The 22,215-nt window shown below is 63.1% G+C and carries 19 protein-coding genes; 5 read left to right on the top strand and 14 right to left on the bottom strand.

Going from position 1 to position 22,215, the window contains the following annotated elements; all coding sequences use genetic code 11:
• Nucleotides 1–5: 5 nt before the first annotated feature.
• From lpxB to rpsB, 14 genes are all read right to left on the bottom strand, one after another.
• Nucleotides 6–1,142: a lipid-A-disaccharide synthase gene (gene lpxB / locus FV139_RS15265; RefSeq protein WP_148069324.1), complete on the bottom strand. Its 1,137-nt coding sequence runs from the start codon at nucleotides 1,140–1,142 to the stop codon at nucleotides 6–8.
• Nucleotides 1,143–1,913 (bottom strand): acyl-ACP--UDP-N-acetylglucosamine O-acyltransferase, encoded by a 771-nt coding sequence (lpxA, locus tag FV139_RS15270; RefSeq protein WP_148069325.1) that lies wholly within the window; start codon nucleotides 1,911–1,913, stop codon nucleotides 1,143–1,145.
• Nucleotides 1,914–1,921: 8 nt separating this feature from the next.
• Nucleotides 1,922–2,359 (bottom strand): 3-hydroxyacyl-ACP dehydratase FabZ, encoded by a 438-nt coding sequence (gene fabZ / locus FV139_RS15275; RefSeq protein WP_148069326.1) that lies wholly within the window; start codon nucleotides 2,357–2,359, stop codon nucleotides 1,922–1,924.
• 19 nt (nucleotides 2,360–2,378) lie between these two features.
• Nucleotides 2,379–3,416, bottom strand: a complete 1,038-nt coding sequence (lpxD, locus tag FV139_RS15280; protein ID WP_235898665.1) for a UDP-3-O-(3-hydroxymyristoyl)glucosamine N-acyltransferase — start codon at nucleotides 3,414–3,416, stop codon at nucleotides 2,379–2,381.
• Between the two features lie 14 nt (nucleotides 3,417–3,430).
• Nucleotides 3,431–3,949 carry an OmpH family outer membrane protein gene (locus FV139_RS15285; RefSeq protein WP_235898666.1) on the bottom strand — a complete coding sequence of 173 codons (519 nt, stop codon included), beginning with the start codon at nucleotides 3,947–3,949 and terminating at the stop codon, nucleotides 3,431–3,433.
• Nucleotides 3,950–3,978: 29 nt separating this feature from the next.
• The gene (gene bamA, locus FV139_RS15290; protein WP_407946825.1) at nucleotides 3,979–6,558 is read right to left on the bottom strand and encodes an outer membrane protein assembly factor BamA; all 2,580 of its coding nucleotides are present in this window, start codon (nucleotides 6,556–6,558) and stop codon (nucleotides 3,979–3,981) included.
• A gap of 115 nt (nucleotides 6,559–6,673) precedes the next feature.
• The gene (gene rseP / locus FV139_RS15295; protein WP_148069328.1) at nucleotides 6,674–8,029 is read right to left on the bottom strand and encodes an RIP metalloprotease RseP; all 1,356 of its coding nucleotides are present in this window, start codon (nucleotides 8,027–8,029) and stop codon (nucleotides 6,674–6,676) included.
• A complete protein-coding gene (ispC, locus tag FV139_RS15300; RefSeq protein WP_148069329.1) occupies nucleotides 8,029–9,222 on the bottom strand; it encodes a 1-deoxy-D-xylulose-5-phosphate reductoisomerase in 1,194 nt (397 codons plus the stop codon). Before ispC ends, rseP begins: the two co-directional genes overlap by 1 nt.
• A 7-nt stretch (nucleotides 9,223–9,229) precedes the next feature.
• Complete coding sequence (locus FV139_RS15305) at nucleotides 9,230–10,066, bottom strand: phosphatidate cytidylyltransferase (protein WP_148069330.1); 837 nt, start codon at nucleotides 10,064–10,066, stop codon at nucleotides 9,230–9,232.
• Nucleotides 10,059–10,838 (bottom strand): polyprenyl diphosphate synthase, encoded by a 780-nt coding sequence (uppS, locus tag FV139_RS15310; protein WP_148069331.1) that lies wholly within the window; start codon nucleotides 10,836–10,838, stop codon nucleotides 10,059–10,061. Before uppS ends, FV139_RS15305 begins: the two co-directional genes overlap by 8 nt.
• Before the next feature lie 12 nt (nucleotides 10,839–10,850).
• Nucleotides 10,851–11,408 carry a ribosome recycling factor gene (gene frr / locus FV139_RS15315; protein WP_148069332.1) on the bottom strand — a complete coding sequence of 186 codons (558 nt, stop codon included), beginning with the start codon at nucleotides 11,406–11,408 and terminating at the stop codon, nucleotides 10,851–10,853.
• 21 nt (nucleotides 11,409–11,429) lie between these two features.
• Nucleotides 11,430–12,155 carry a UMP kinase gene (pyrH, locus tag FV139_RS15320; protein ID WP_148069333.1) on the bottom strand — a complete coding sequence of 242 codons (726 nt, stop codon included), beginning with the start codon at nucleotides 12,153–12,155 and terminating at the stop codon, nucleotides 11,430–11,432.
• 582 nt (nucleotides 12,156–12,737) lie between these two features.
• Nucleotides 12,738–13,595: a translation elongation factor Ts gene (gene tsf / locus FV139_RS15325; RefSeq protein ID WP_148069334.1), complete on the bottom strand. Its 858-nt coding sequence runs from the start codon at nucleotides 13,593–13,595 to the stop codon at nucleotides 12,738–12,740.
• Between the two features lie 120 nt (nucleotides 13,596–13,715).
• Nucleotides 13,716–14,462 carry a 30S ribosomal protein S2 gene (rpsB, locus tag FV139_RS15330; RefSeq protein ID WP_148069335.1) on the bottom strand — a complete coding sequence of 249 codons (747 nt, stop codon included), beginning with the start codon at nucleotides 14,460–14,462 and terminating at the stop codon, nucleotides 13,716–13,718.
• A 334-nt stretch (nucleotides 14,463–14,796) separates the two neighbouring features.
• On the opposite strand from rpsB, the gene map reads away from it, so the two are divergent.
• The 5 genes from map to FV139_RS15355 all read left to right on the top strand — a co-directional run bounded on the left by map (nucleotide 14,797) and on the right by FV139_RS15355 (nucleotide 22,182).
• Nucleotides 14,797–15,570, top strand: coding sequence for a type I methionyl aminopeptidase (map, locus tag FV139_RS15335; RefSeq protein WP_148069336.1), 774 nt, complete (start codon nucleotides 14,797–14,799; stop codon nucleotides 15,568–15,570).
• Between the two features lie 7 nt (nucleotides 15,571–15,577).
• Entirely contained in the window at nucleotides 15,578–18,244 is a 2,667-nt protein-coding gene (gene glnD, locus FV139_RS15340) for a [protein-PII] uridylyltransferase (protein WP_235898667.1), read from the top strand.
• Between the two features lie 18 nt (nucleotides 18,245–18,262).
• Nucleotides 18,263–19,453 carry a succinyldiaminopimelate transaminase gene (gene dapC, locus FV139_RS15345; RefSeq protein ID WP_148069337.1) on the top strand — a complete coding sequence of 397 codons (1,191 nt, stop codon included), beginning with the start codon at nucleotides 18,263–18,265 and terminating at the stop codon, nucleotides 19,451–19,453.
• An 8-nt stretch (nucleotides 19,454–19,461) separates the two neighbouring features.
• Entirely contained in the window at nucleotides 19,462–20,118 is a 657-nt protein-coding gene (gene nth / locus FV139_RS15350; RefSeq protein WP_148069338.1) for an endonuclease III, read from the top strand.
• A gap of 75 nt (nucleotides 20,119–20,193) precedes the next feature.
• Nucleotides 20,194–22,182, top strand: a complete 1,989-nt coding sequence (locus tag FV139_RS15355) for a sodium-translocating pyrophosphatase (RefSeq protein ID WP_148069339.1) — start codon at nucleotides 20,194–20,196, stop codon at nucleotides 22,180–22,182.
• Nucleotides 22,183–22,215 lie beyond the last annotated feature (33 nt).

Raw genomic sequence — 22,215 nt, forward strand, 5'->3', positions numbered from 1 at the left:
GGATTTCAGGCCCGCCCCTCGATCGTGGCTATCAGGGCATCGGCAGCGTGGACGGCAAAGCCGAGGGCAAGGTCAGTGTGGATAGCAGAAAAGGCATCGCGCTGGGCCTCTGCGGCGCCCTGCCCCAGCAGCAGGGGTTCCAGTTCGGCCACCACATTGTCGACGGTTGCGGCGTCCTGAATGAGTTCGGGCACCAGGGCTCGCCCCGCGAGAATGTTGGGCAGGGCGGCAAAGGGGGTTTTCACCAGACGCGATACCAGGGCCCAGGACAGGGGCGCCATACGGTAGGCGACCACCATGGGCCGATTGAGCAGGGTTGCCTCGAGGGTGGCGGTACCGGAGGCCAGCAGGACGGCGTCCGCAGCCGCCATGACCTCACGGGACTGGCCGCTGACAAGGGTCAACGGCAGGCCGGGAAAGGTGCCGAGAATGTGCTGCAACTGGGCTTCCCGTTCCTCGTTGGCGGCGGGCAGCACAAAGTGCAGGTCCGGGTGTCGCTTGGCCAGTTCGGCCGCCGCCTGCAGAAACAGGGGCGCCAGCAAGCCCACCTCTCCACCACGCGAACCCGGCAGCAGGGCAAGCAATCGCCCCTCCCCGCGCAGGCCAAGCTCAGCGCGCGCGGCCGCCGCATCGACCTCGGGCGGGATCTCATCCGCCAGCGGGTGGCCGACAAAACTGGCGGCGACACCGTGTTCCGCGTAAATCGGTAATTCGAAGGGAAACAGGCACAGCATGCGATCCACCGCCCGGCTGATCCCTTTCATGCGCCCGGCCCGCCAGGCCCAGACTGTGGGGCTCACCAGGTGGGCGGTTCGCACACCGGCCTTGCGCAGTTTACGTTCCAGCCGCAGGTTGAAGTCCGGCGAATCGATTCCGAGGAAGAGGTCCGGCGGGTTGTCGCGAAAGTGACGGTAAACGGCGCCACGGATACGCAGCAATTCAGGCAGGCGCTTGAGGGGTTCGACGAAACCCATGACCGACAGGCGTTCCATCGGGAACATGGAGTCCAGACCCTGGGCCGCCATCAGCGGGCCGCCTATGCCCTCCACCACGAGGTCCGGATAGCGACTGCGCAGGCCAGCCAGTACACGGGAGCCGAGGATATCTCCGGATGCTTCACCGGCGAGGATGCCGATACGCATCTAGCGAACGATACCGCGCTCCGATGCGCGCACCGAGTCGATCAGCATCTGCACTTCCGGCGTATCCCGCAGCATGGTTTCCAGGCGCTGCAGGGCCAGTTCGAGGGTCAGGCCCTGGCGGTAGAGAATCTTGAAAGCCCGGCGCAGCTGGCTGAGAGTGTCGTTGGAGAAGCCCCGGCGTCGCAGGCCTTCGACATTGATCGTCTTGGCTTCGGCAGGTTGGCCGCTCACCGTCACGAAGGCGGGTACGTCCTTGCCGATACCGGTCGCCATGCCGCTGAAGCTGTGAGCACCGATCTTGCAGAACTGGTGCACCAGGGTATAGCCACTGAGGATGGCCCAGTCGCCCACATGCACGTGGCCGGCCAGGGCGGCGTTGTTGACCAGGATGATGTGGTCACCCAGCACACAGTCGTGGCCGATGTGCACATAGGCCATGATCAGGTTGTGATTGCCGATGGTGGTTTCGGAGCGGTCCTGCACCGTACCCCGGTGAATCGTCACATTCTCGCGGATGACGTTGTTGTCGCCGATCACCAGGCGAGTAGGCTCGTCGTGGTACTTGAGGTCAGGGGTCGCCTCACCCACGGTAGAAAACTGGTAAATGTGGTTGTTGGCACCAATGATCGTCGGGCCCTTGATCACCACATGGGATTCGACAATCGAGCCGGGGCCGATTTCGACATCGGGGCCAATGTAGGTCCACGGGCCGACACGGACATCATCCGCCAGCTTCGCGGCGGGATCGACAATCGCCTGCTCGTGGATCATGGGTCAGCTCAGGCCTTGCGGTCCGCGCAGAGAATCGTGGCTGAAGCGGCCAGTTCCCCATCGACGTCGGAGCTCACCTCGAACTTCCAGATACCGCGGCGGTCGCCGAGAATCTTCGCCCGCAGCATCACCCGGTCTCCCGGTACACAGGGGCGCTTGAAACGCAGGTTGTCGGCGCCGACGAAATAGTAGATCGAACCGTCCGCCGGCGTCTTGTCCTGGGACTTGAATCCGAGCACGCCCGCAGCCTGGGCCATGGCTTCTACCAGCAAAACACCGGGAAACACTGGCAAATCGGGGAAGTGGCCGTCGAAGAAAGGTTCGTTGATACTGAGGTTCTTGTAGGCGACGATGGACTCGCCCAGGTTCAGCTCCACCACCCGGTCAACCAGCAGGAAGGGGTAGCGGTGGGGAAGGTATTTGCGAATTTCAGCGATGTCCATCATGGGACCGGATGTCCTCCTGTTAACTTTCTTGTGACCCGTCTTGTGGCTTCTCCAGCCTGGCTTCAACAGCCACCAGGCGCCGCTGGATAGCATCCAGTTGGGCAAAGCGGACCGCACTACGCTTCCAGTCCCGGGTCGTGGACATCGGGGTGCCTGAAGAATACGAACCGGGCTCGGTGATGGACTTGGTGACCATGGTCATGCCCGTCACGTGCACGTTGTCGCAAATCTCCACATGCCCCACTACACCGACGCCACCGGCGAGGGTGCAGTTCGACCCTATAATCGTGCTTCCGGCGAGACCGGTGCAACCGGCTATCGCGGTATTTTTTCCGATGCGACAGTTGTGGGCTATCTGTACGAGGTTGTCGATGATGGCGCCGTCTTCCACCACCGTATCTTCGATCGCACCGCGATCAATCGTGGTGCAGGCGCCTACTTCCACCCGATCACCTAGCGTCACACCGCCGAGTTGGTGAATTTTTTCCCAGCCGCCTGGACCGGGGGCAAAGCCGAAACCATCGCCACCCAACACCGCCTGGGAGTGGATGGTGCATTGCTCCCCTACCCGCACATCGTGATAGAGCACCGCGTTGGGATGCACCCGGGTTCCCGCTCCCACCCGACTGTTCTGGCCGATGTACACGTTGGCGCCGATAATCGCGCCGGGGCCGATCACGGCGCCCGACTCTATCACCGCATTGGGACCTATGGCAGCCTCAGGGTCGACCTGGGCATCGGCGGCTACCGTAGCCGCGGGGTGTATCCCGGCAGCCGGTACCGGCGCGCGATCGAACAAGCCGCTTACCCGGGCAAAGCACAGGTAGGGGTCATCGGCGACCAGATAGTCCACCGGGCACTGGTCAGCGAGATCAGGCGGCACGATCACCGCGCCTGCGCGCGTCGCGGCCAGTTGCCCCAGGTACTTGCGTTGGGCCAGGAAGGCCAGTTGATCGGGCCCGGCGGCAGACAACGTCGCCAGGCCATTGATACGGCGCTGCGCATCACCCGAGTAAGCCAGACCCAGCTTTTCTGAGAGCTCCCCGAGTGTGATCACGTGGTCAGGCCCCGTTATTCTGCGGGAAGCTGATTCAGCTTGTCGGTGACCTTGGCGGTGATGCTGTAGCCGGCGTCGGCGTGAATCACGGACTGGCGCTGCAGCAGCAGGCCGATGCCTTCGGTGGCGATCAGCTCACGCAGGACTTCCTGCACTTTCGGGGACATTTCCTGCAGCAGTACCTGGCCGGCGGCCTGCTCGGCTTTCTGCAGTTTGCCGGTCACGTGCTCCAGGTCGGACTGCTTGCTGGCCAGCTTCTGGCGCGCAGCCACCTGCTGCTCGGGGCTCATGACGGCAGCGTCTTTCTGGAAGTCCTTGACGAGTTTATCGAACTCATCCTTGAGCTTGTCGTACTCGGCCTTGTCGGCCTTGTAGTCGTCGCCATTGCGCACCGCGGCCAGTTGTTTCTGGGCATAGTCGGTTTGCAAAATGGCCTGCTCGAGGTTGACCACCGCGATCTTGCCCTGGGCCCAGCCCAGTGCGGGCAGGCTCAGGGCCAGGGTAGCGAGTGCAATTTTCAACAGTCTGGACACAATTAACTCCATTTCAGGTTAGCAAAAAATCAGAAACCACGACCGAGGGTGAACTGGAACACCTCTTCGTCGTCGTCGGGGCCCGCGTTCAGCGGCTTCGCCAGGCTGAAGGTCATCGGGCCGAAACCAGTGATCCAACTCACGCCCACGCCCACCGAGTAGCGGAATTCGTCGGCATCCACATCAAAGCAGTTGAGCTGGTTCGATGAACACTGGGTGTTGAACACGTTACCGGCGTCCACGAAAAACGCGGAACGCAGCTTGCTGCGGTCCTTGATGAAGGGCAGCGGGAACAGCAGTTCGGCGCTGCCTTCGATCAGCACGTTGCCGCCGAAGGGATCGGGATCGTCACGCACGGTGGTGAACAGCAGCTTGCCGGTTGCCGGATCGCGCACATAGCCGAACTGGGAACCGTTGGGGCCGCCGATCTCGATGGCATTGCCGTCTTCGTCGACGCCGGTCACCGGCTGGTCTACGTCGTAAAGCTCGGCGGGCGTACTGCGCGGGCCGAGGGTATTGCTCTCGAAGCCGCGGACGGAGCCGAACCCACCGGCGAAGAAGTGCTCGTAGAAAGGCAGGCTCTGGGTATCGCCGTAGCCGTCACCGTAGCCGAGTTCGGTGCGGAAGCGCAGCGTCCACTCGTTGACGATGGGGAAGAAGATCTCGCCACGGTAGGTGAGCTTGTAGAACTCGAGATCGGAGCCCGGCACAGCCACTTCCAGGGCCACGGACTGGGAGGCGCCGCGAGTCGCCAGGCGACCGCGGTTCAGCGTGGACTGGGTCCAGCTACCGGTGATCGTCCAGTTCAGGTACTCGTTCCCATGCAGGTCGAGGAAGCCCGGATCGGAAGGAATCGTCAGGGAGCCATCCGGCAGGGCGTCGACCGGCATCAGTTCTTCCACGCCGGTGAAGATGTCGTTGATCGGGTCGTAGGTGCTGTCGTAGTAGAAGTCCACACCTTCCTGCAAGCGCGGGCTGGCCTTGATTTCCTGCACTGCGAAGCGGCCGGCGGTAATTTCCGTGTTGGACACACCGAAGCTGAAGCCCAGGCGCTGGGTCTCGCCAATCGGGTAGCCGAAGTTCAGCGCCGCACCGAGGGTATCGGTGGTGTAGCTGGCCACGTTCACTTCCGACAGGTCGGTGGAGCGGTAGAACACGTTAAAGCCCCGACTCACGCCGTCTTCGGTGTAGTAGGGGTTGGTGTAGCTGAAATTGTACAGGTCCTGGTAGCGGGAGCTGTTGAGGGCAATGCCCACCCGGCGACCGGTACCGAGGAAGTTGTCCTGCTGCAGGTTCAGGCCGAGGATCAGGCCCGCGTCCTGGGCGTAACCAAAGCTGGCGCCAATGCTGCCGGAGGACTGTTCCTCCACGGTGAAGTCGACGTCGATCAGGTCGTCGTGGCCGGGCACTTCCGGGGTCTCGACGGTCGCCTTGCTGAAGTAGCCCAGCCGCTCCAGGCGCACCCTGGACTGCTCGATCGCAGCCGCCGAGGCGGGCGCGCCTTCCATCTGGCGCATCTCGCGGCGCAGCACGTCGTCGGCGGTTTTCATGTTGCCGGCGAAGCCCACACGGCGCACATAGGTGCGCTTGCCCGGGTCGATGAAAAACTTCATCGCCACGGTATTGTCGTCCTCGTTCACCTCGGGAATGCCAGTGACCTTGGCGAAGTTGTAGCCCTCGTTACCCAGGCGGCGGGTGAGGTACTCCTCGGTGGACGTCACCAGCTGCTGGGAGAAGGTCTGCCCTTCACTCACCAGCACGAAGCGGCGCAGGTCCGATTCCGGCAGCACCAGGTCGCCCGACAGGTCCACCTGGCCTACGGTGAACTTTTCGCCCTCGGTGACGTTGGCGGTGATGTATACCTCTTCCTTGTTGGGTGACACCGAAACCTGGGTGGAATCGATGCTGAACTGCAGGTAGCCCCGGTCCATGTAGTAGGACGTCAGGGTTTCCAGGTCACCGGTGAGCTTTTCCCGTGAGTACTTGTCGTCGTTGGTGAAGAACGACAGCCAGCCGGTGGTTTTCAGTTCGAACAGGTCGGTGAGTTCCTCGTCGTCGAAGACCTCGTTACCCACCACGTTGATATGCTTGATCGCCGCAACCGTACCTTCGTCTACATCGATATTGATGGACACCCGGTTGCGCGGCTCCGGCAGCACCTCGGTTTCGATGTTGGCGTCGTAACGGCCCTGCTGCACGTACTGGCGTTGCAGCTCGAGTTGCATGCCCTCCAGGGTCGAACGCTGGAACACCTGGCCCACGGCCAGGCCGGCGCTCTTCAGGCCGTCCATCAGCGCTTCGGTCTCGATGGCCTTGTTGCCCTCGATATTGATCTCACTGATGCTGGGGCGCTCCGCCACCATGATCACCAGCACGTTGCCGTCCCGGCCGATGCGGATATCGTCGAAGTTGCCGGTGGCAAACAGGCTGCGGGCCGCGGCTCGCAGGGCGTCTTCGTTGACCAGGTCGCCCACCGCCAGCGGCATGGCGGCAAACACGCTGCCCGCCGAGATCCGCTGCAGGCCTTCCACGCGGATATCACTGACGATAAATGAAGAGGAGGTCTGGGCGGCGGCCAGAGGTGAGACTGTCGCCAGTGGCGCAGCCAATGCCGCGTTCAGCGCCAGCCAGAGGGGGAGTCGCTTACTCAAAGTCTTGTCAAACACCGGTTAGGGCCTGCCCGAAGTCAAATTGGTTGTTTTTTAAGCTTCCCGAAACGCTCGGTCACAGGCGTGCAAAATCGTTATACAGGGCCAGCGCCATGATCGACAGGACCACGAACAGACCCAACTGGTACCCGAAAGCTTGTATTTTCTCTGGTACAGGGCGCCCGGCCAGCAGCTCCAGCGTGTAGTACAGGAGATGCCCGCCATCCAGCACTGGAATGGGCAGCAGGTTGAGAACACCCAGGCTGACACTGAGCAGGGCCAGGAAGCTGATATAGGATTCCAGCCCCGACTTGGCGGACGCGGTGGCCACTTTAGCAATGGTGATGGGGCCACTCAAGTTTTTTGGTGAGATCAGCCCCTGCAGCATTTTCTTGATGGAATTCAGGGTAAACACGGTCAGGTCGGCGGTGCGCTGGGCGCCCGCCACAAGCGACTCCAGGGGGCCCCGGGAGAAACTGCGCACCAGCTCAGGCGGCATTTCCGGCACCACTACCGCCACGCCGACACGGCCGAAGGCCTCGCCCTCGTCATCGACGATGCGTTCAGGAGTAATGCGGGTATCGATCACCTCGTCCCCGCGCTGGACTTTAAGGGCGATGGACTGCTCGGGCCGGGCCCGCACGTAGGCCACCCAGTCCTGCCACAGCGCCATGGTGACGCCGTCGGCGCTGAGCACCCTGTCACCGGTTTGCAGGCCGGCCCGCTCGGCCGGGCTGCCGGGGGTCACCTCGCCCACCTCGGGCAGAATATCCGGGGTGTACATGGTCAGGCCGAGCCCGCCGAACAGATCGGGTTGTTCCTGCTCCGACAGCCATTCGTGGACGATGGCCTCGGATTCGTAAATCACGTCGGAATCGGGGTATTTGACGGCAAAGGCGATGGCTCCGCTGTCGCCGATGCGGTCCAGCAACTGGAAGTTGAGCGCCTGCCAGGTGGGGGTTTCCCGGCCATCTACGGCCACGATTTCCTGCCCGGCCTCCAGGCCGGCCACATCCGCCACGGAACCCGGCTTGACCTCGCCGATCACCGGGGCGAATCCGCTCTCCCCCGCCATAAACAGCGCCCAGTAGGCCACCAGCGCCAAGGCAAAGTTGGCCAGGGGACCGGCCGCCACCACGGCGATCCGCTGCAGCACGGGCTTGCGGTTGAAGGCCCGATCCACCTCGGCAAGGTCGACCTCGCCCTCCCGCTCGTCGAGCATCTTCACGTACCCGCCCAGTGGAATAGCCGCCACGCTGTACTCCGTGCCCTCGTTATCGCGCCAGGTCCACAGGGATTTGCCGAAGCCAATGGAGAAACGCAGCACCTTGACGCCGCAGCGGCGCGCCACCCAGAAGTGGCCGTATTCGTGCACCGCCACCAGCACGGCGAGGGTGGCGAGAGTAATCGCAATTGTGTACAGCAGTTCCATCAGCTATTCCGGTTTTCCACGAGCAACGCCGCACAGGCGCGCGCCTGGGCATCAGCAGATTCGACCACAGCCAGCGAGTCCGGTTCAACTACCGGCGTATCCGCCAAAGTGCGCTCGATGATGGCAGGTATGTCGCCAAACCCGACATGCCCATCGAGAAAAGCCGCTACCGCCACTTCATTGGCCGCGTTACAGATGGCCGCCGCGGTGCCACCGGCCATCACCGATTCCCGGGCGAGACGCAGACAGGGGAAGCGGCCTTCATCCGGCGCCTCGAAATCCAGCCGGCCCTGGCTGATCAGGTCCAGCGGCGCCACACCGGCGTCGATTCGCTGGGGCCAGGCCAGCCCGTAGGCAATCGGGGTGCGCATGTCGGGATTACCCAGCTGCGCCAGCACCGAGCCATCGTCGTACTGCACCATGGAGTGAACGATACTCTGGGGGTGTACCACTACCTCTACCTGTGGCGCCGGCAGGTCGAACAGCCAGCAGGCCTCGATCAGCTCCAGCCCCTTGTTCATCAGGGTGGCAGAATCCACCGAAATCTTGCGGCCCATGTCCCAGTTGGGGTGGGCACAGGCCTGTTCCGGCGTGGCCGCGGCCATTTGCGCGGGCGTCCAGGTGCGGAAAGGGCCTCCGGAGGCCGTCAGCAACACCTTGCTGACCCCGGCGCGACCGGGCCGGCCCGCACGGTCTACCGGCAGGCACTGGAAAATGGCGTTGTGCTCGCTGTCGATGGGCAACAGCAGAGCGCCGGAGTCGCGCACCGCCTCCATCAGCAAGTGCCCTGCCATGACCAGCGATTCTTTATTGGCCAGCAATACCCGCTTGCCGGCGCGGGCCGCCGCCAGGGTCGAGGGCAGGCCAGCGGCGCCGACCACGGCCGCCATCACCGCATCCACGGCCGGGTCGGTGGCAATCTTGTGCAGCCCCTCTTCACCCTGCAGAACCGTGGTACCCAATTCCGCCGGCAGTACAGCGCGCAGTTGCTCGGCGGCATCGGGACACATCATCACGGCGTATTCGGGCTGGTGGGTCAGGCACTGGTCCCGCATGGCCTCCACCGAGGTGTTGGCCGCCAGGGCCCAGGCGCGGTAGCTGTCGGGGTGGCGAGCGATGACATCCAGGGTACTGACGCCGATGGAGCCGGTGGAGCCGAGTACGGCAACGGCCTGCTGAGTGGTACTGTTCATCACGACACTACCAGCCAGCCAGCAGCAGGCCCAGCGCAAACACCGGCGCTGCGCCACAGATGCTGTCCAGCCTGTCCAGCACACCGCCGTGGCCCGGCAACAGGGAGCCGCTGTCCTTCACGCCGCTCTCGCGCTTGACCATGCTGACGGTGAGATCACCCACCACGGAAGCCAGTGCCGTCGCTACCGTCACAGCGATCACAGCAGTGAGACTGATGTGGGCCATCGCCGGCGGTAACAGGTACCAGAACAGCAGGGCCAGGAGGACCACCGACGCCATCCCGCCCCAGAATCCCTCCCAGGTCTTGGCCGGACTGACGGCCGCTGCCAGCTTGTGTTTGCCGAAGCGCTTGCCCGCAAAGTAGGCGCCGATATCGGCCGCGGCGACAATCAGCACCATGCACACCATCAGAATACCGCCCCGGGGGAAACTGAGCAGATAGACCGCCGCCACCCAGGCAAAGCCCATCACCAGCATGCCCATGACGGTGCGAGCCGCAAAACTGCGCCAGAGAAGGGCGCTGGACGGATAGCCCTTTACCCAGAGCATCAGGAATGACCACCACAGGCAGGCGAGGCCGAGCACCGGTTGCACCTGGGCTCGCTGCGGGCGGGCGCCGAGATCGCAATAGACATACAAACCCGCTAACAGTCCGAGATTGAGCAACACGAACAGCACCCGGCCAACGGGCGAGCGCCAATCGGCCAGTGGTGCCCACTCCCAGGCACCCAGCGCGACTGCGGCAGCAAAGAACAGGGCGAGCCCCGGCAGCGGCAACAACGCCATCGCCGAGAGAAACAGTGCCGCCATGACCAACGCGGTTAGTACCCGCTGTTTAAGCATCCCCTCCTCCGGCTACCAGGTCGTCCGGGGCACGCAGGCCGAAGCGGCGCTCCCGGCGGCTGTAATCGGCCAGTGCCCGGGCAAACTCCAGCTCGCCAAAATCCGGCCACAGGGTATTGGTGAAATACAGCTCACTATAGGCGAATTGCCAGAGCATGAAATTGCTGATCCTGGCGTCACCCCCGGTGCGAATGCACAGGTCAGGCGCTGGCAAATCGGCGATGGACATGTGGGAACCGAGGCTCTCCGCGGAAATCGCGTCCAGCGCCAGCGTGCCCTGCTGGACCGATTCCGCCAGTTTGCGGGCCGCCTGGGCAATATCCCACTGGCCGCCGTAGTCGACGGCGATCACCATGGTGGCCGCCGTATTGTCACGGGTGAGATGTTCCGACTGGCGCATCAGGCGCTGCAGCCGCTCGCTGAAGCGGTCGCGCCGGCCGATAAAACGCAGGCACACGTTATCCTTGTGCAGCTCGCGCACCTCATTGCGCAGATAGCGTGACAGCAGCGCCAGCAAGGCGCGCACCTCGGGCTGCGGGCGCCCCCAGTTCTCACTGGAGAAGGCAAACAGGGTGAGCACCTGTACGCCGTTGTCGCGACAGGCCCGCAATACCCCGCGAACCGCTTCCACCCCGGCCCGGTGGCCGGCCGGACCCGGTACGCCGTTGCGCCGGGCCCAGCGGTTGTTGCCATCCATGATGATGGCAACATGGCGGGGTATGACCCGGTCTGAACTGGACTCTGCCTTGTCAGACCCTTCAGATATGGACATGGACGCGATGGCTTAAATTTCCATCAGGTCTGCTTCTTTGGTGGAGAGCATTTCCTCCACCTTGGCGACGTACTGGTCGGTCAGCTTCTGGACCGCATCCTGGCCACGGCGCTCGTCGTCTTCACTGATTTCCTTTTCCTTGACCATTTCCTTGAGCATGCCCATGGCGTCGCGCCGGGCGTTACGCACGGAGACCCGCGCCGCTTCCGCCTCGGCCCGGGCCTGGCGGATATAACCCTTGCGGGTCTCTTCGGTAAGCATCGGCATCGGGATGCGGATGACCTCGCCAGCGGTCGTGGGGTTGAGCCCGAGATCCGACTTCATGATCGCCTTCTCGATCTCCGGAATGGTGCTCCGGTCGTAAGCCGTCAGGGCCAGGGTACGGGCGTCTTCCACGTTGATGTTGGCCATCTGGTTCAGCGGCGTATCGGCACCGTAATAGTTCACCTTCAGGCCGTCCAGCAGGCTGGGGTGAGCCCGGCCGGTACGAATCTTGTTGAAATTGTGCGTCAGCGCTTCGAGGCTCTTGTCCATGCGCTCGGACGCTTCGGCTTTGATGTCTTCAATCACGTTTCTCTCCTTGTCCGGGGCTTATTCGATCAGGGTTCCATCCTGGCCACCGCGAACAATGTTCAGCAGCGCGCCGGGCTTTTCCATCTCGAATACCCGCACCGGCATATTGTGGTCCCGACACAGGCAGATTGCGGTCAGGTCCATCACTTCCAGTTTTTTGTCCAATACTTCGTCGTAGCTCAGCCGCTCGTATTTGACGGCGTCCGGGTCCTTGAAGGGGTCGGCGGAGTACACGCCATCCACTTTGGTGGCCTTGAGCACCAGGTCTGCCTCCACTTCGATACCCCGCAGGCAGGCGGATGAGTCGGTGGTGAAGAACGGGTTACCGGTTCCGGCACTGAAGATGACGACGTCGCCGTTGCCGAGGGCGCGAATGGCTTTGCGGCGATCGTAGTGATCGACCACGCCACTCATGGGAATGGACGACATGACCTGGGTGGCGATATTGGAGCGCTCGAGCGCATCGCGCAGCGCCAGGGCGTTCATGACGGTGGCCAGCATCCCCATGTGGTCGCCGGTGACCCGGTCGAGCCCGGCCGCCTGCAGGGCCGCCCCGCGGAACAGGTTGCCGCCCCCAACCACCAGCCCGACCTGCACTCCGATACCGACGAGCTGGCCGATTTCCAGGGCCATGCGATCGAGTACTTTGGGGTCTATGCCGAATTTTTCGGCCCCGGTGAGGGCCTCACCGCTGAGTTTCAGCAGGATACGCTTGTACTTTTTTTCGGCTGTACCTGTTGCCATAAATCTGCCTCCTGAGCTGGGGCCGTATATTACAGGACATTAGTGTTACACCCCAGTGGTAATTGGGGATTAGGCGGAGCGGGCCAGGTGAGCATCCGGTGCAGTGTCCAGCAAACTCAAGAGCCCAGGGAAGCACTCCCGAGCGGCACGCAGCGACGGAGACCTTTGGCGGACACGCTGTGAATACGTCCATGTACGCTTCTATTCGGCATCCATGCCTCATAGAGTCCGCCAAAGGCCTCCGCCGCCACGCACCTTAGCTTCGGCCAAGGCACGCCCACTGCCCGCCCGACCCTGATCGCATCCAGCCTGAACCTAACCAAACATCGTTCGGTACATGCTCCGCTGTGGAAGCGAAGCAGCGTCGTCCCGGGAGAGCCCTGTAGCGACCGTCAACGGCCAGGGACGGCCGTTGCCGAGCGCGCCATGGATGGCATGCTTCTAGCGTGTCGCGGAAGGGCTCTGCCGGGACGGCGATGCGCCACCCCAGCCAGCTACCGGCGGCGCCCGCGTAACAAGAAAATCTGGAGATAAAACGAAAAACGGGGCCAAAAGGCCCCGTTTTCGAAGGTTGCGTGGCGATCAGCCCTTCAGCTGGGCCGCTACCTCGTCGGCGAAGTCGATTTTCTCGACCTCAATACCTTCACCTACCTCGAAGCGCGCGAAAGACACAACCTCGGCGCCGGCATTGGCGACCAGCTTGCCAACGGTTACGTCGGGGTCCTTAACGAAAGCCTGCTCGACCAGCGAGTTTTCCGCCAGGAACTTCTTCACACGGCCGCCGATCATCTTCTCGATGATTTCAGCCGGCTTGCCGGACTCGGCCGCCTGGGCAGTGTAGATTTCTTTTTCCTTGGCGATGGTTTCTTCCGGCATATCGGCGGGAGAAACGACACGCGGGTTCACAGCGGCAACGTGCATGGCAACGTCTTTCGCCAGGTCCTGGTCGCCGCCTTTCAGCTCAACCAGTACCGCGATGCGGTTGTTGCCGTGAACGTACTGACCTACTACACCAGCGTCGGCAGTGACCAGCTCGACACGACGAACACCGATGTTCTCGCCGATTTTCTGCACCAGGCCTTCGCGGTCGGATTCCAGCTCACCTTCCATCAGGGCGGCCACGTCGGTTTGCTTGTTGGTGAAGGCGGCTTCAACCACCTTGCCAACGAACGCCAGGAAGCCGGCGTCGCGGGCGACAAAGTCGGTCTCGCTGTTGACTTCAACAACCACACCGTAGGAGCCGTCTTCGGCTACGCGGGTGGCAACCACACCATCAGCGGCGGTACGACCGGCTTTTTTGGCGGCCTTCATGCCGCTGGACTTGCGCAGTTCCTCGATGGCTTTTTCAACGTCGCCACCGGCTTCGGCCAGGGCTTTTTTGCATTCCAGCAAGCCCAGTCCGGTGCGCTCGCGGAGTTCTTTGACCAGTGCTGCAGACATACTGTCCTCCTGCTTGTCCCTCAAGGGGAATGTCTTGAAAACGAAAATCCCCGGTTCGCATGTTGCCACCGGGGATTATGGCGGGCCCCGGTGACCGCAATGTGACCGGGGCGAGTGTGCTTACTCGGCGGCGGCTTCGGCGGTTTCTTCGACGAACTCGTCCTTGGCCACAACGGCTTCACCGGCTTCGGATTTACCGGCCAGGCAGGCGTCGGCAACTGCGGTGACGTACAGCTTGATGGCGCGGATGGCGTCATCGTTGCCGGGGATCACGTAGTCCACACCGTCGGGGTTGGAGTTGGTGTCCACAATGCCGATCACGGGGATGCCCAGCTTGTTGGCTTCGGTGATGGCGATGCGCTCGTGGTCAACGTCTACCACGAAGATCGCGTCAGGCAGGCCGCCCATGTCCTTGATACCACCGATGGAGCGCTCGAGCTTCTCCATGTCACGGGTACGCATCAGGGCTTCTTTCTTGGTCAGCTTGGCGAAGGTGCCGTCGCTCTGCTGGGCTTCCAGCTCGCGCAGACGCTTGATGGAGGCGCGGATGGTCTTGTAGTTGGTCAGCATGCCGCCGAGCCAGCGATGGCTCACGTAGGGCATACCGGCGCGTTCCGCCTGCTCCTTGACGATCTTGCCGGCAGCACGCTTGGTGCCAACGAACAGGATCTTGTTCTTGTTACCCGCCATCTGCTTCACCAGGGTCAGCGCTTCGTTGAAGGCTGGCACGGTGTGCTCGAGGTTGATGATGTGGATCTTGTTACGGGCACCAAAGATGAACTTGCCCATCTTGGGGTTCCAGTAACGGGTCTGGTGACCAAAGTGTGCGCCCGCCTGCAGCAGGTCGCGCATGCTTACTTGCGACATAATAAATACCTTGTATTTGGGTTAGTCCTCCACATATCCCCCACCCAAACCGGTTTTACCGGCACCCTGGGAGAGGTTGCGATATGTGTGCGGCGTTGTTTCCCGCCCGTGTCGGCGACCTCCAGTTGAGAGGACACCCCCGTAGCGAGGCGCGCTTTATACCACAAGTACCCCTGCGAGAAAAGGCGGAAATCGGTCCTCTTTCGGCCTGTTCCACCGGTGGCGTACGCTTTTGCACTCTGCTTGCGGTAGAATAGCTCCTTTCCAGCGCCGCGAAGACTTCCCCGACAGGACATGTCGTGGCGTAAAATTGTGTGATTTCAATAGGTTATAAATGGCAGTATCCATCAAGACAGCGCAGGACATCGAACACATGCGGGTTGCCGGGCGGCTGGCGGCCGAAGTGCTCGAGATGATCGAACCCAAAGTGGAACCCGGTATCACCACCGGCGAGCTCGACGCCATCTGCCACAAGTACATCACCGAGGTGCAGGGCGCCATTCCCGCCCCCCTCAACTACAACGGGTTTCCCAAATCGATCTGCACCTCGATCAACGAGGTGGTCTGCCACGGCATTCCCTCGGACACCAAGAAACTGAAAAGCGGCGATATCGTCAACATCGACGTGACCGTAATCAAGGACGGCTTCCACGGCGACACCAGCATCATGGTGCTGGTAGGCGATGTACCTGAACACGCCCAGCGCCTGGTGCGGGTGACCCAGGAGTGCCTGTACAAGGCCCTGGACATCGTGCGCCCGGGCACCACCCTGGGAGATATCGGCCACGTGATCCAGCAACATGCGGAGAAGAACTACTACTCGGTGGTGCGCGAATACTGCGGCCACGGCATCGGCGAGGTGTTCCACGAGGACCCACAAGTACTGCACTATGGCAAGAAGGGCTCCGGGCTGGTGCTGGAGCCTGGCATGACCTTTACCATCGAGCCCATGATCAATGCCGGCCGCCGTCACACCAAACTCAACCAGAAAGACGGCTGGACGGTGACCACCCGGGACGGACGACTCTCCGCCCAGTGGGAACACACTATCGGGGTGACCGCAGACGGCTGCGAAATCTTTACCCGCCGCAGCAACGAGAGCTTCTGATCCAGCGATGACGGCCGCCCCCCCTTCACTGCCCCAGGCAATGTTCGACGTAGCGGCCTTCAACGCCGACCTCGACAGTGCGAGCCCGATCCCGCGCTGCAAGGCGGCGCTGAAAGCGGCCGACGCCTACCTCGACAAACAATTTCACGCCGGCGCGGAAGCCCGTGACCTGATCCGCCTGCGCGCCCGCTTCATGGACTCGCTACTGGGCGCCCTGTATGAGCGACAGCCCTGGCCCGAGGCCTTCGCGCTGGTGGCTGTGGGTGGTTACGGCCGCGGCGAGTTGCACCCGCACTCGGACGTGGACATCCTGCTGCTGACCGGCGAGGACTGCGAGGCCTGCCGCGAGCCGATCGAAGCCTTTCTCACCCTGTTGTGGGATATCGGGCTGGACGTGGGCCACAGTGTGCGCACCGTGGCCGAGTGCCGCGACAAGGCCGCCGGGGATATCACCATCCTCACCAACCTGATGGAGGCCAGGGTCATTCGTGGCAGCGAGGCGCTCATGGCGGAAGTCAGTGAGGCCATTTCGCCCGACCACATGTGGCCGATTGGCGAGTTCTTCCGCGCCAAGATGGAAGAACAGGAAACCCGCCACAACAAGTACGCCGACACCGAGTACAACCTGGAGCCCAACGTCAAGGGCTCCCCTGGCGGCCTGCGCGACCTGCAGGTGATTGGCTGGATTGCCGAGCGCTACTTCGGCGTCGCCAGCCTCGATGACATTCCCAGCGGGGACTTTCTCACGCCCGACGAGCGCCGCATTTTGCACCGGGGCCGCGAATTCATGTCCCGCGTTCGCTACGCCCTGCACATGGTGACCGGCCGCGAGGAGGATCGCCTGCTGTTCGACCACCAGCGCGCGCTGGCGGACCTGTGGGGTTTCGAAGACGGCGACAAGCTGGCGGTGGAGCAGTTCATGCAGCTCTATTATCGCTGGGCCCTCGCCCTGGGGCAGTTGAACGAGGTCCTGATCCAGAATTTCGACCAGGCCATCCTGGCGGCCAGCGGCGACGACGAACTGCGCGAGATCAACGAGCGCTTCCGCACCCGCAACGGCTACCTCGAGGCCCTCGACCCCAAGTTATTCCAGCTGTACCCGCCGGCCCTGCTGGAGGTGTTCTTGCTTGGGGCCCAGGACCAGGACATTCTCGGTATCGGCGCCCCCACCATTCGCCTGATTCGCGACAACCGTCACCTGATCGATGACGCCTTCCGCTCCGACCCACGCAACCACAAGCTGTTCCTGGACATTTTACGGGCCCCCTTCCGGGTCACGCGACAGCTGCGACGGATGACCCGCTACGGTATTCTCGGCAACTACCTGCCAGAGTTCGGCCGCATTGTCGGCCAGATGCAGCACGACCTGTTCCACGCCTACACAGTGGATGCCCATACCCTGGAAGTCATCCAGAACATGCGCCACTTCCACAAGCCCGAATTCGAGGAGCGCTTCCCCGTCTCCAGCCGGGTGGCTCGCCGCCTGCCCAAAATCGAACTGCTGTACATTGCCGGCCTGTACCACGATATCGGCAAGGGGCGCGGCGGGGACCATTCGGAACTGGGAGCGGTCGACGCGGAGCGGTTCTGCCAGCTGCATGGCCTGCTGCAGCGCGACACCAACCTGGTGGTGTGGCTGGTGAAGAATCACCTGCTCATGTCCGCTGTATCCCAGCGCAAGGACATCTCCGACCCGGAGGTTATCCAGCAGTTCGCCGAACACGTGGGCGACCAGAACCGCCTGGATTACCTGCTGGCCCTGACCGTGGCGGATATCAACGGCACCAACCCCAACCTGTGGAACGCCTGGCGCGGCAGCCTGCTACGCCAGCTGTACACGGAAACCAAGCGCGCCCTGCGCCGCGGCCTGGAAAACCCGGTAGACAAGCAGGTGTGGGTCAAGGAGACCCGCGACGCCGCGATGGATATCCTCGAGTACCGGGGCTTCACCGTCGAGGAACTGGAAGACCTGTGGCAGGAGCGGGGCGAGGATTACTTCCTGCGGGAGCGCGCGGAAGATATCGCCTGGCACACTGAAGCCATCGCTGGCCACCATCAGAAAGACCAGCCACTGGTGCTCATCCGCAGTTCCAACGACTCCAGTGTCGCCAATGCCACCCAGATATTTATCCATGCCATCAACACGGCCCAGTTGTTCTCCCGGGTATGTGCGGAGCTGGAGCAACTGGACCTGTCGATTCACGATGCGCGGATTTACAGTGCCAATGACAACATGACCCTGGACACCTTCTTCGTCCTGGATTCTGACGGCAGTTCCATTGCCGAAGACGGCGCCCGGCTCCGCTATATTCGCGAGCACCTGGCTCGCAGCCTGATGCAGGACAGCGGCAAACCCGCCGTGGTGCAGCGCCTCACCCCGCGGCAGATGAAGTCGTTCACCATTCCCACCGAGACCCGAATGTCCATCGACGGGATCAAGAACCAGAGTGTGCTGGAAGTGGCGTCACCTGACCGGCCGGGGCTGCTGGCGCGGATCGGGCAGGTATTCGTCGAGCACGATGTGCTGCTGCAGGCCGCCAAGATCCAGACCCTCGGCGAGCGGGTGGAAGACGTGTTCTTCATCACCGAGGAAGACGACAGCCCGATCACCGATCCGGCACGCTGCGAGGCCATCCAGCAGGCCATTCGCGATCGCCTCGATAAACAGCTTTAGTAAAGAGTTACCACCGCAATGAACCCACAGCTCGAGCTGCTGCACCCCTATCCCTTTGAAAAACTCCGCGAGCTGTTCGCGGATATCGAGCCCAGCAAGGCCCATGAGCCCATCGCGCTGTCGATCGGCGAGCCGCGACACCGCTCCCCGGCCTTTGTGCTGAAGACCCTCGCCGACCAGTTGGACAAGCTCGCCAACTACCCCGCCACCGCCGGCATTCCGGCGCTGCGGGAAGCGATTGCCGGCTGGCTCGGCAGACGCTTCAAGCTGAAGGAACTCGACCCGGCCCGCCACGTACTGCCGGTGAACGGCACCCGCGAAGCCCTGTTTGCCATCGCCCAGGCCGTCATTGCGCCAGGGGCAGGCGCCAGCGTGCTGTGCCCGAACCCCTTCTACCAGATCTACGAGGGAGCGGCCCTGCTGGCAGGTGCCGAACCAGTGTTCATCGATTGCCGGCCAGAGCAGGACTTCGCCCCCGACTTCGACAGCATCAGCGACGACCAGTGGCAGCGCTGCCAGTTGCTGTACATCTGCACCCCGGGCAACCCGAGCGGAGCCGTGCTGCCCATGGACACCCTGCAGCGACTCATCCGGCTGGCCCGCGAGTACGACTTCGTGATCGCCAGCGACGAGTGCTACTCCGAGATCTACCCCGACGAGAACAACCCGCCCCCCGGCCTGCTGCAGGCCTGCGCGGAACTCGGCGACGACAGCTACCACAACTGCCTGGTCTTCCACAGCCTGTCCAAACGCTCCAACCTGCCGGGGCTGCGCTCGGGATTCGTGGCGGGCGATGCCAGGCTGATCGAGCAGTTCCTGCGCTACCGGACCTACCACGGCTGCGCCATGCCCCTGCACCACCAGTACGCCAGCATCGCCGCCTGGGATGACGAGACCCACGTGGTGGAGAACCGCAACCTGTACCGGCAGAAGTTCGACGCCGTGCTCGAGATTCTCGAGCCGCACCTGGATGTCAGCCGCCCCGACGCCGGCTTCTACCTGTGGCCCGCCACTCCGATACCGGACACCGACTTCGCCCGCGCCCTGCTGCGTGACACCAACGTCACCGTGCTCCCCGGCCGCTACCTGGCCAGGGACGCCGGCAACGGCAACCCGGGCGAGGGCCGGGTGCGAATGGCCCTGGTGGCAGAGCCCGAGGCCTGTATCGAGGCAGCCCACCGGATCGTCCACGTCATCAACTCGCTGTAGGACGCCCCATGCTGAAAAAAGCCGAACGGGTGGCCTACATTCTCGAGCGCCTGCAGGAACTCTACCCGGAAACCCCGGTGCCGCTGGACCACACCGACCCCTTCACCCTGCTGGTGGCGGTACTGCTCAGCGCCCAGTGCACCGACGAGCGGGTCAACCAGGTCACCCCTGCCCTCTTCGCGCTCGCCGACAATCCCGCCGATATGGCGGCGCTGGATGTGGAACAGATTCGCGAGGTCATTCGCCCCTGCGGCCTGTCGCCGCAGAAGTCCAAGGCCATCAAGCGGCTGAGTGAAATGCTGCTGGAGGACCATGACGGCGAGGTCCCCGAGGACATGGAGGCCCTGGAACGCCTGCCTGGCGTGGGGCACAAGACGGCCAGTGTGGTGATGTCCCAGGCCTTCGGTGTTCCCGCTTTTCCGGTGGACACCCACATCCACCGCCTGGCCCAGCGCTGGGGCCTGACCAGCGGCAAGAATGTGACCCAGACGGAACGGGACCTGAAGCGGCTGTTCCCCGAGGAGTTCTGGAACCGGCTGCACCTGCAGATCATCTTCTACGGCCGGGAGTTCTGTACGGCGCGGGGCTGCGACGGCCGGGTCTGCGAGATCTGCCGCACCTGTTATCCAGAGCGGAAACATCCGAAGAAGACGTTAAAGGCCTGACACCCTACTTGTATCCCCCCAACCATGCCGGTTAGCATGTAAAGACCCCCTAACCAATAATAATGGGTGTCAGTTATGACGGAGTATCTTGCAATACCCGTGGTACTGGGCGTCGTGGGTTTGATCGTCGCATTCGTGATCTATCACGTCATGTCGCGACACAATCACGGCGATGGGCAAGTCAAGAAGATCGGCGACCAGATTCACCTTGGCGCCATGGTCTTCATGCGGCGCGAGTACACCATGCTCGGCCTGTTTGCCCTCGTTTTACTCATCGGTCTGTTTGTTTCCCCCCTCGGCGTCGACACCGCCATCGCCTTCCTGATTGGCGCGCTCTCCTCCGCCAGCGCCGGCTACCTCGGCATGTTCGCAGCCACCAAGGCCAACGTTCGCACTGCGGTAGCGGCCCACACTCACGGCGCTCCCCTGGCCCTGGCCATCAGTTTCTATGGCGGCTCGGTCATGGGACTGTGCGTGGCGTCGCTCGGGCTGATCGGGCTCGGCGGCCTGTACTGGTATTTCGGCGGTGACCCCGGCACCGCCCACGCCATCCACGGCTTTGGCATGGGCGCGTCCACCGTGGCCCTGTTCTCCCGGGTGGGCGGCGGCATCTACACCAAGAGCGCTGACGTCGGCGCCGACCTGGTGGGCAAGGTGGAGGCCGGTATTCCCGAGGACGATCCACGCAACCCCGGGGTGATTGCCGACAACGTGGGCGACAACGTGGGCGACATCGCGGGTATGGGCTCGGACATCTTCGAATCCTACTGCGGTTCCATGATCGCCTGCATCGCGATCGCCTCGACCCTGCAGATCATGCACCGCAGTGAACTCATGTTCCTGCCACTGGCGCTGGCGTCCATCGGCCTGGTGTCCTCCCTGGTGGGGATCGCACTGGTGCGCCTGCGCAGCAAGGCGGCCCCGGAGTCGGCCCTGCGCACGGGCACCATCCTCGCCCCGGTCATTTTTATCGGCCTGGCCCTGCTGGTCATCCAGGGCATGGGGCTCGAGGGCAATATCTGGTGGTCGGTGGTGTGTGGCGCCGTCGGTGGCGTGCTGATCGGCCTGATCACCGAGTATTACACCGGTGGCGGACCGGTTCGCAAAATCGCTCGCGCCGGGGAAACCGGGCCAGCCACGGTCATGATCACCGGGCTGGCGGTAGGCATGCAGTCCGTGGTGCTGCCCATCCTGTTCCTGGCGGCGATCATCTTCATCTCTACCCATCTTTCCGGCCTCTACGGTGTGGGGATAGCCGCGGTGGGCATGCTGTCCACGGTGGGCATTACCATGGCCATCGACGCCTACGGACCGGTGGCGGACAACGCCGGCGGCATCGCGGAAATGGCGGGCATGGGGGAAGAGACCCGCAAGATCACCGACGGCCTGGACGAGGTGGGCAACACCACCGCGGCCATCGGCAAGGGCTTCGCCATCGGTGCCGCGGCCCTCGCCGCACTGGCGATCATCGCCGCCTTCGTCGAGACCATCCAGCTCCACCAGCCCGACTTCACCCTGGAGCTGTCGAACCCGACGGTGCTGGTCGGTATGTTTATCGGTGGCACCATCCCCTTTCTGATCGCCTCCATTACCATGACTGCGGTGGGCGACGCAGCCTTCGACATGATCAACGAAATCCGTCGCCAGTTCCGCGAGATTCCCGGCCTGCTGGAAGGCACCGCGGAGCCGGACACCGCCCGCTGCGTGGACATTGCCACCACCGCCGCCCTGCGCCGGATGGTGCTGCCCGGAACCATCGCCGTGGGCGCGCCCATCCTGGTCGGCTTTGGCCTGGGTGCAGCGTCCCTCGGCGGCATGCTCGGCGGTGCCCTGCTGGGCTGTGTGCTCATGGCGCTGATGATGGCCAACGCCGGCGGCGCCTGGGATAACGCCAAGAAGTACATCGAGAAGGGCAACCTGGGTGGCAAGGGTTCCGACACGCACTCTGCCGCCGTGGTAGGCGACACGGTGGGCGACCCCTTCAAGGACACCTCCGGCCCGTCGATGAACATCCTGATCAATGTTATGGCCATCGTGAGCCTGGTGATCGCCCCCCTGCTGTGAACCAGTTCACACTCTGAAACCAGAAACCGGCCC

This window comes from Parahaliea maris (assembly GCF_008064665.1).
Lineage (GTDB): Bacteria > Pseudomonadota > Gammaproteobacteria > Pseudomonadales > Halieaceae > Parahaliea > Parahaliea maris.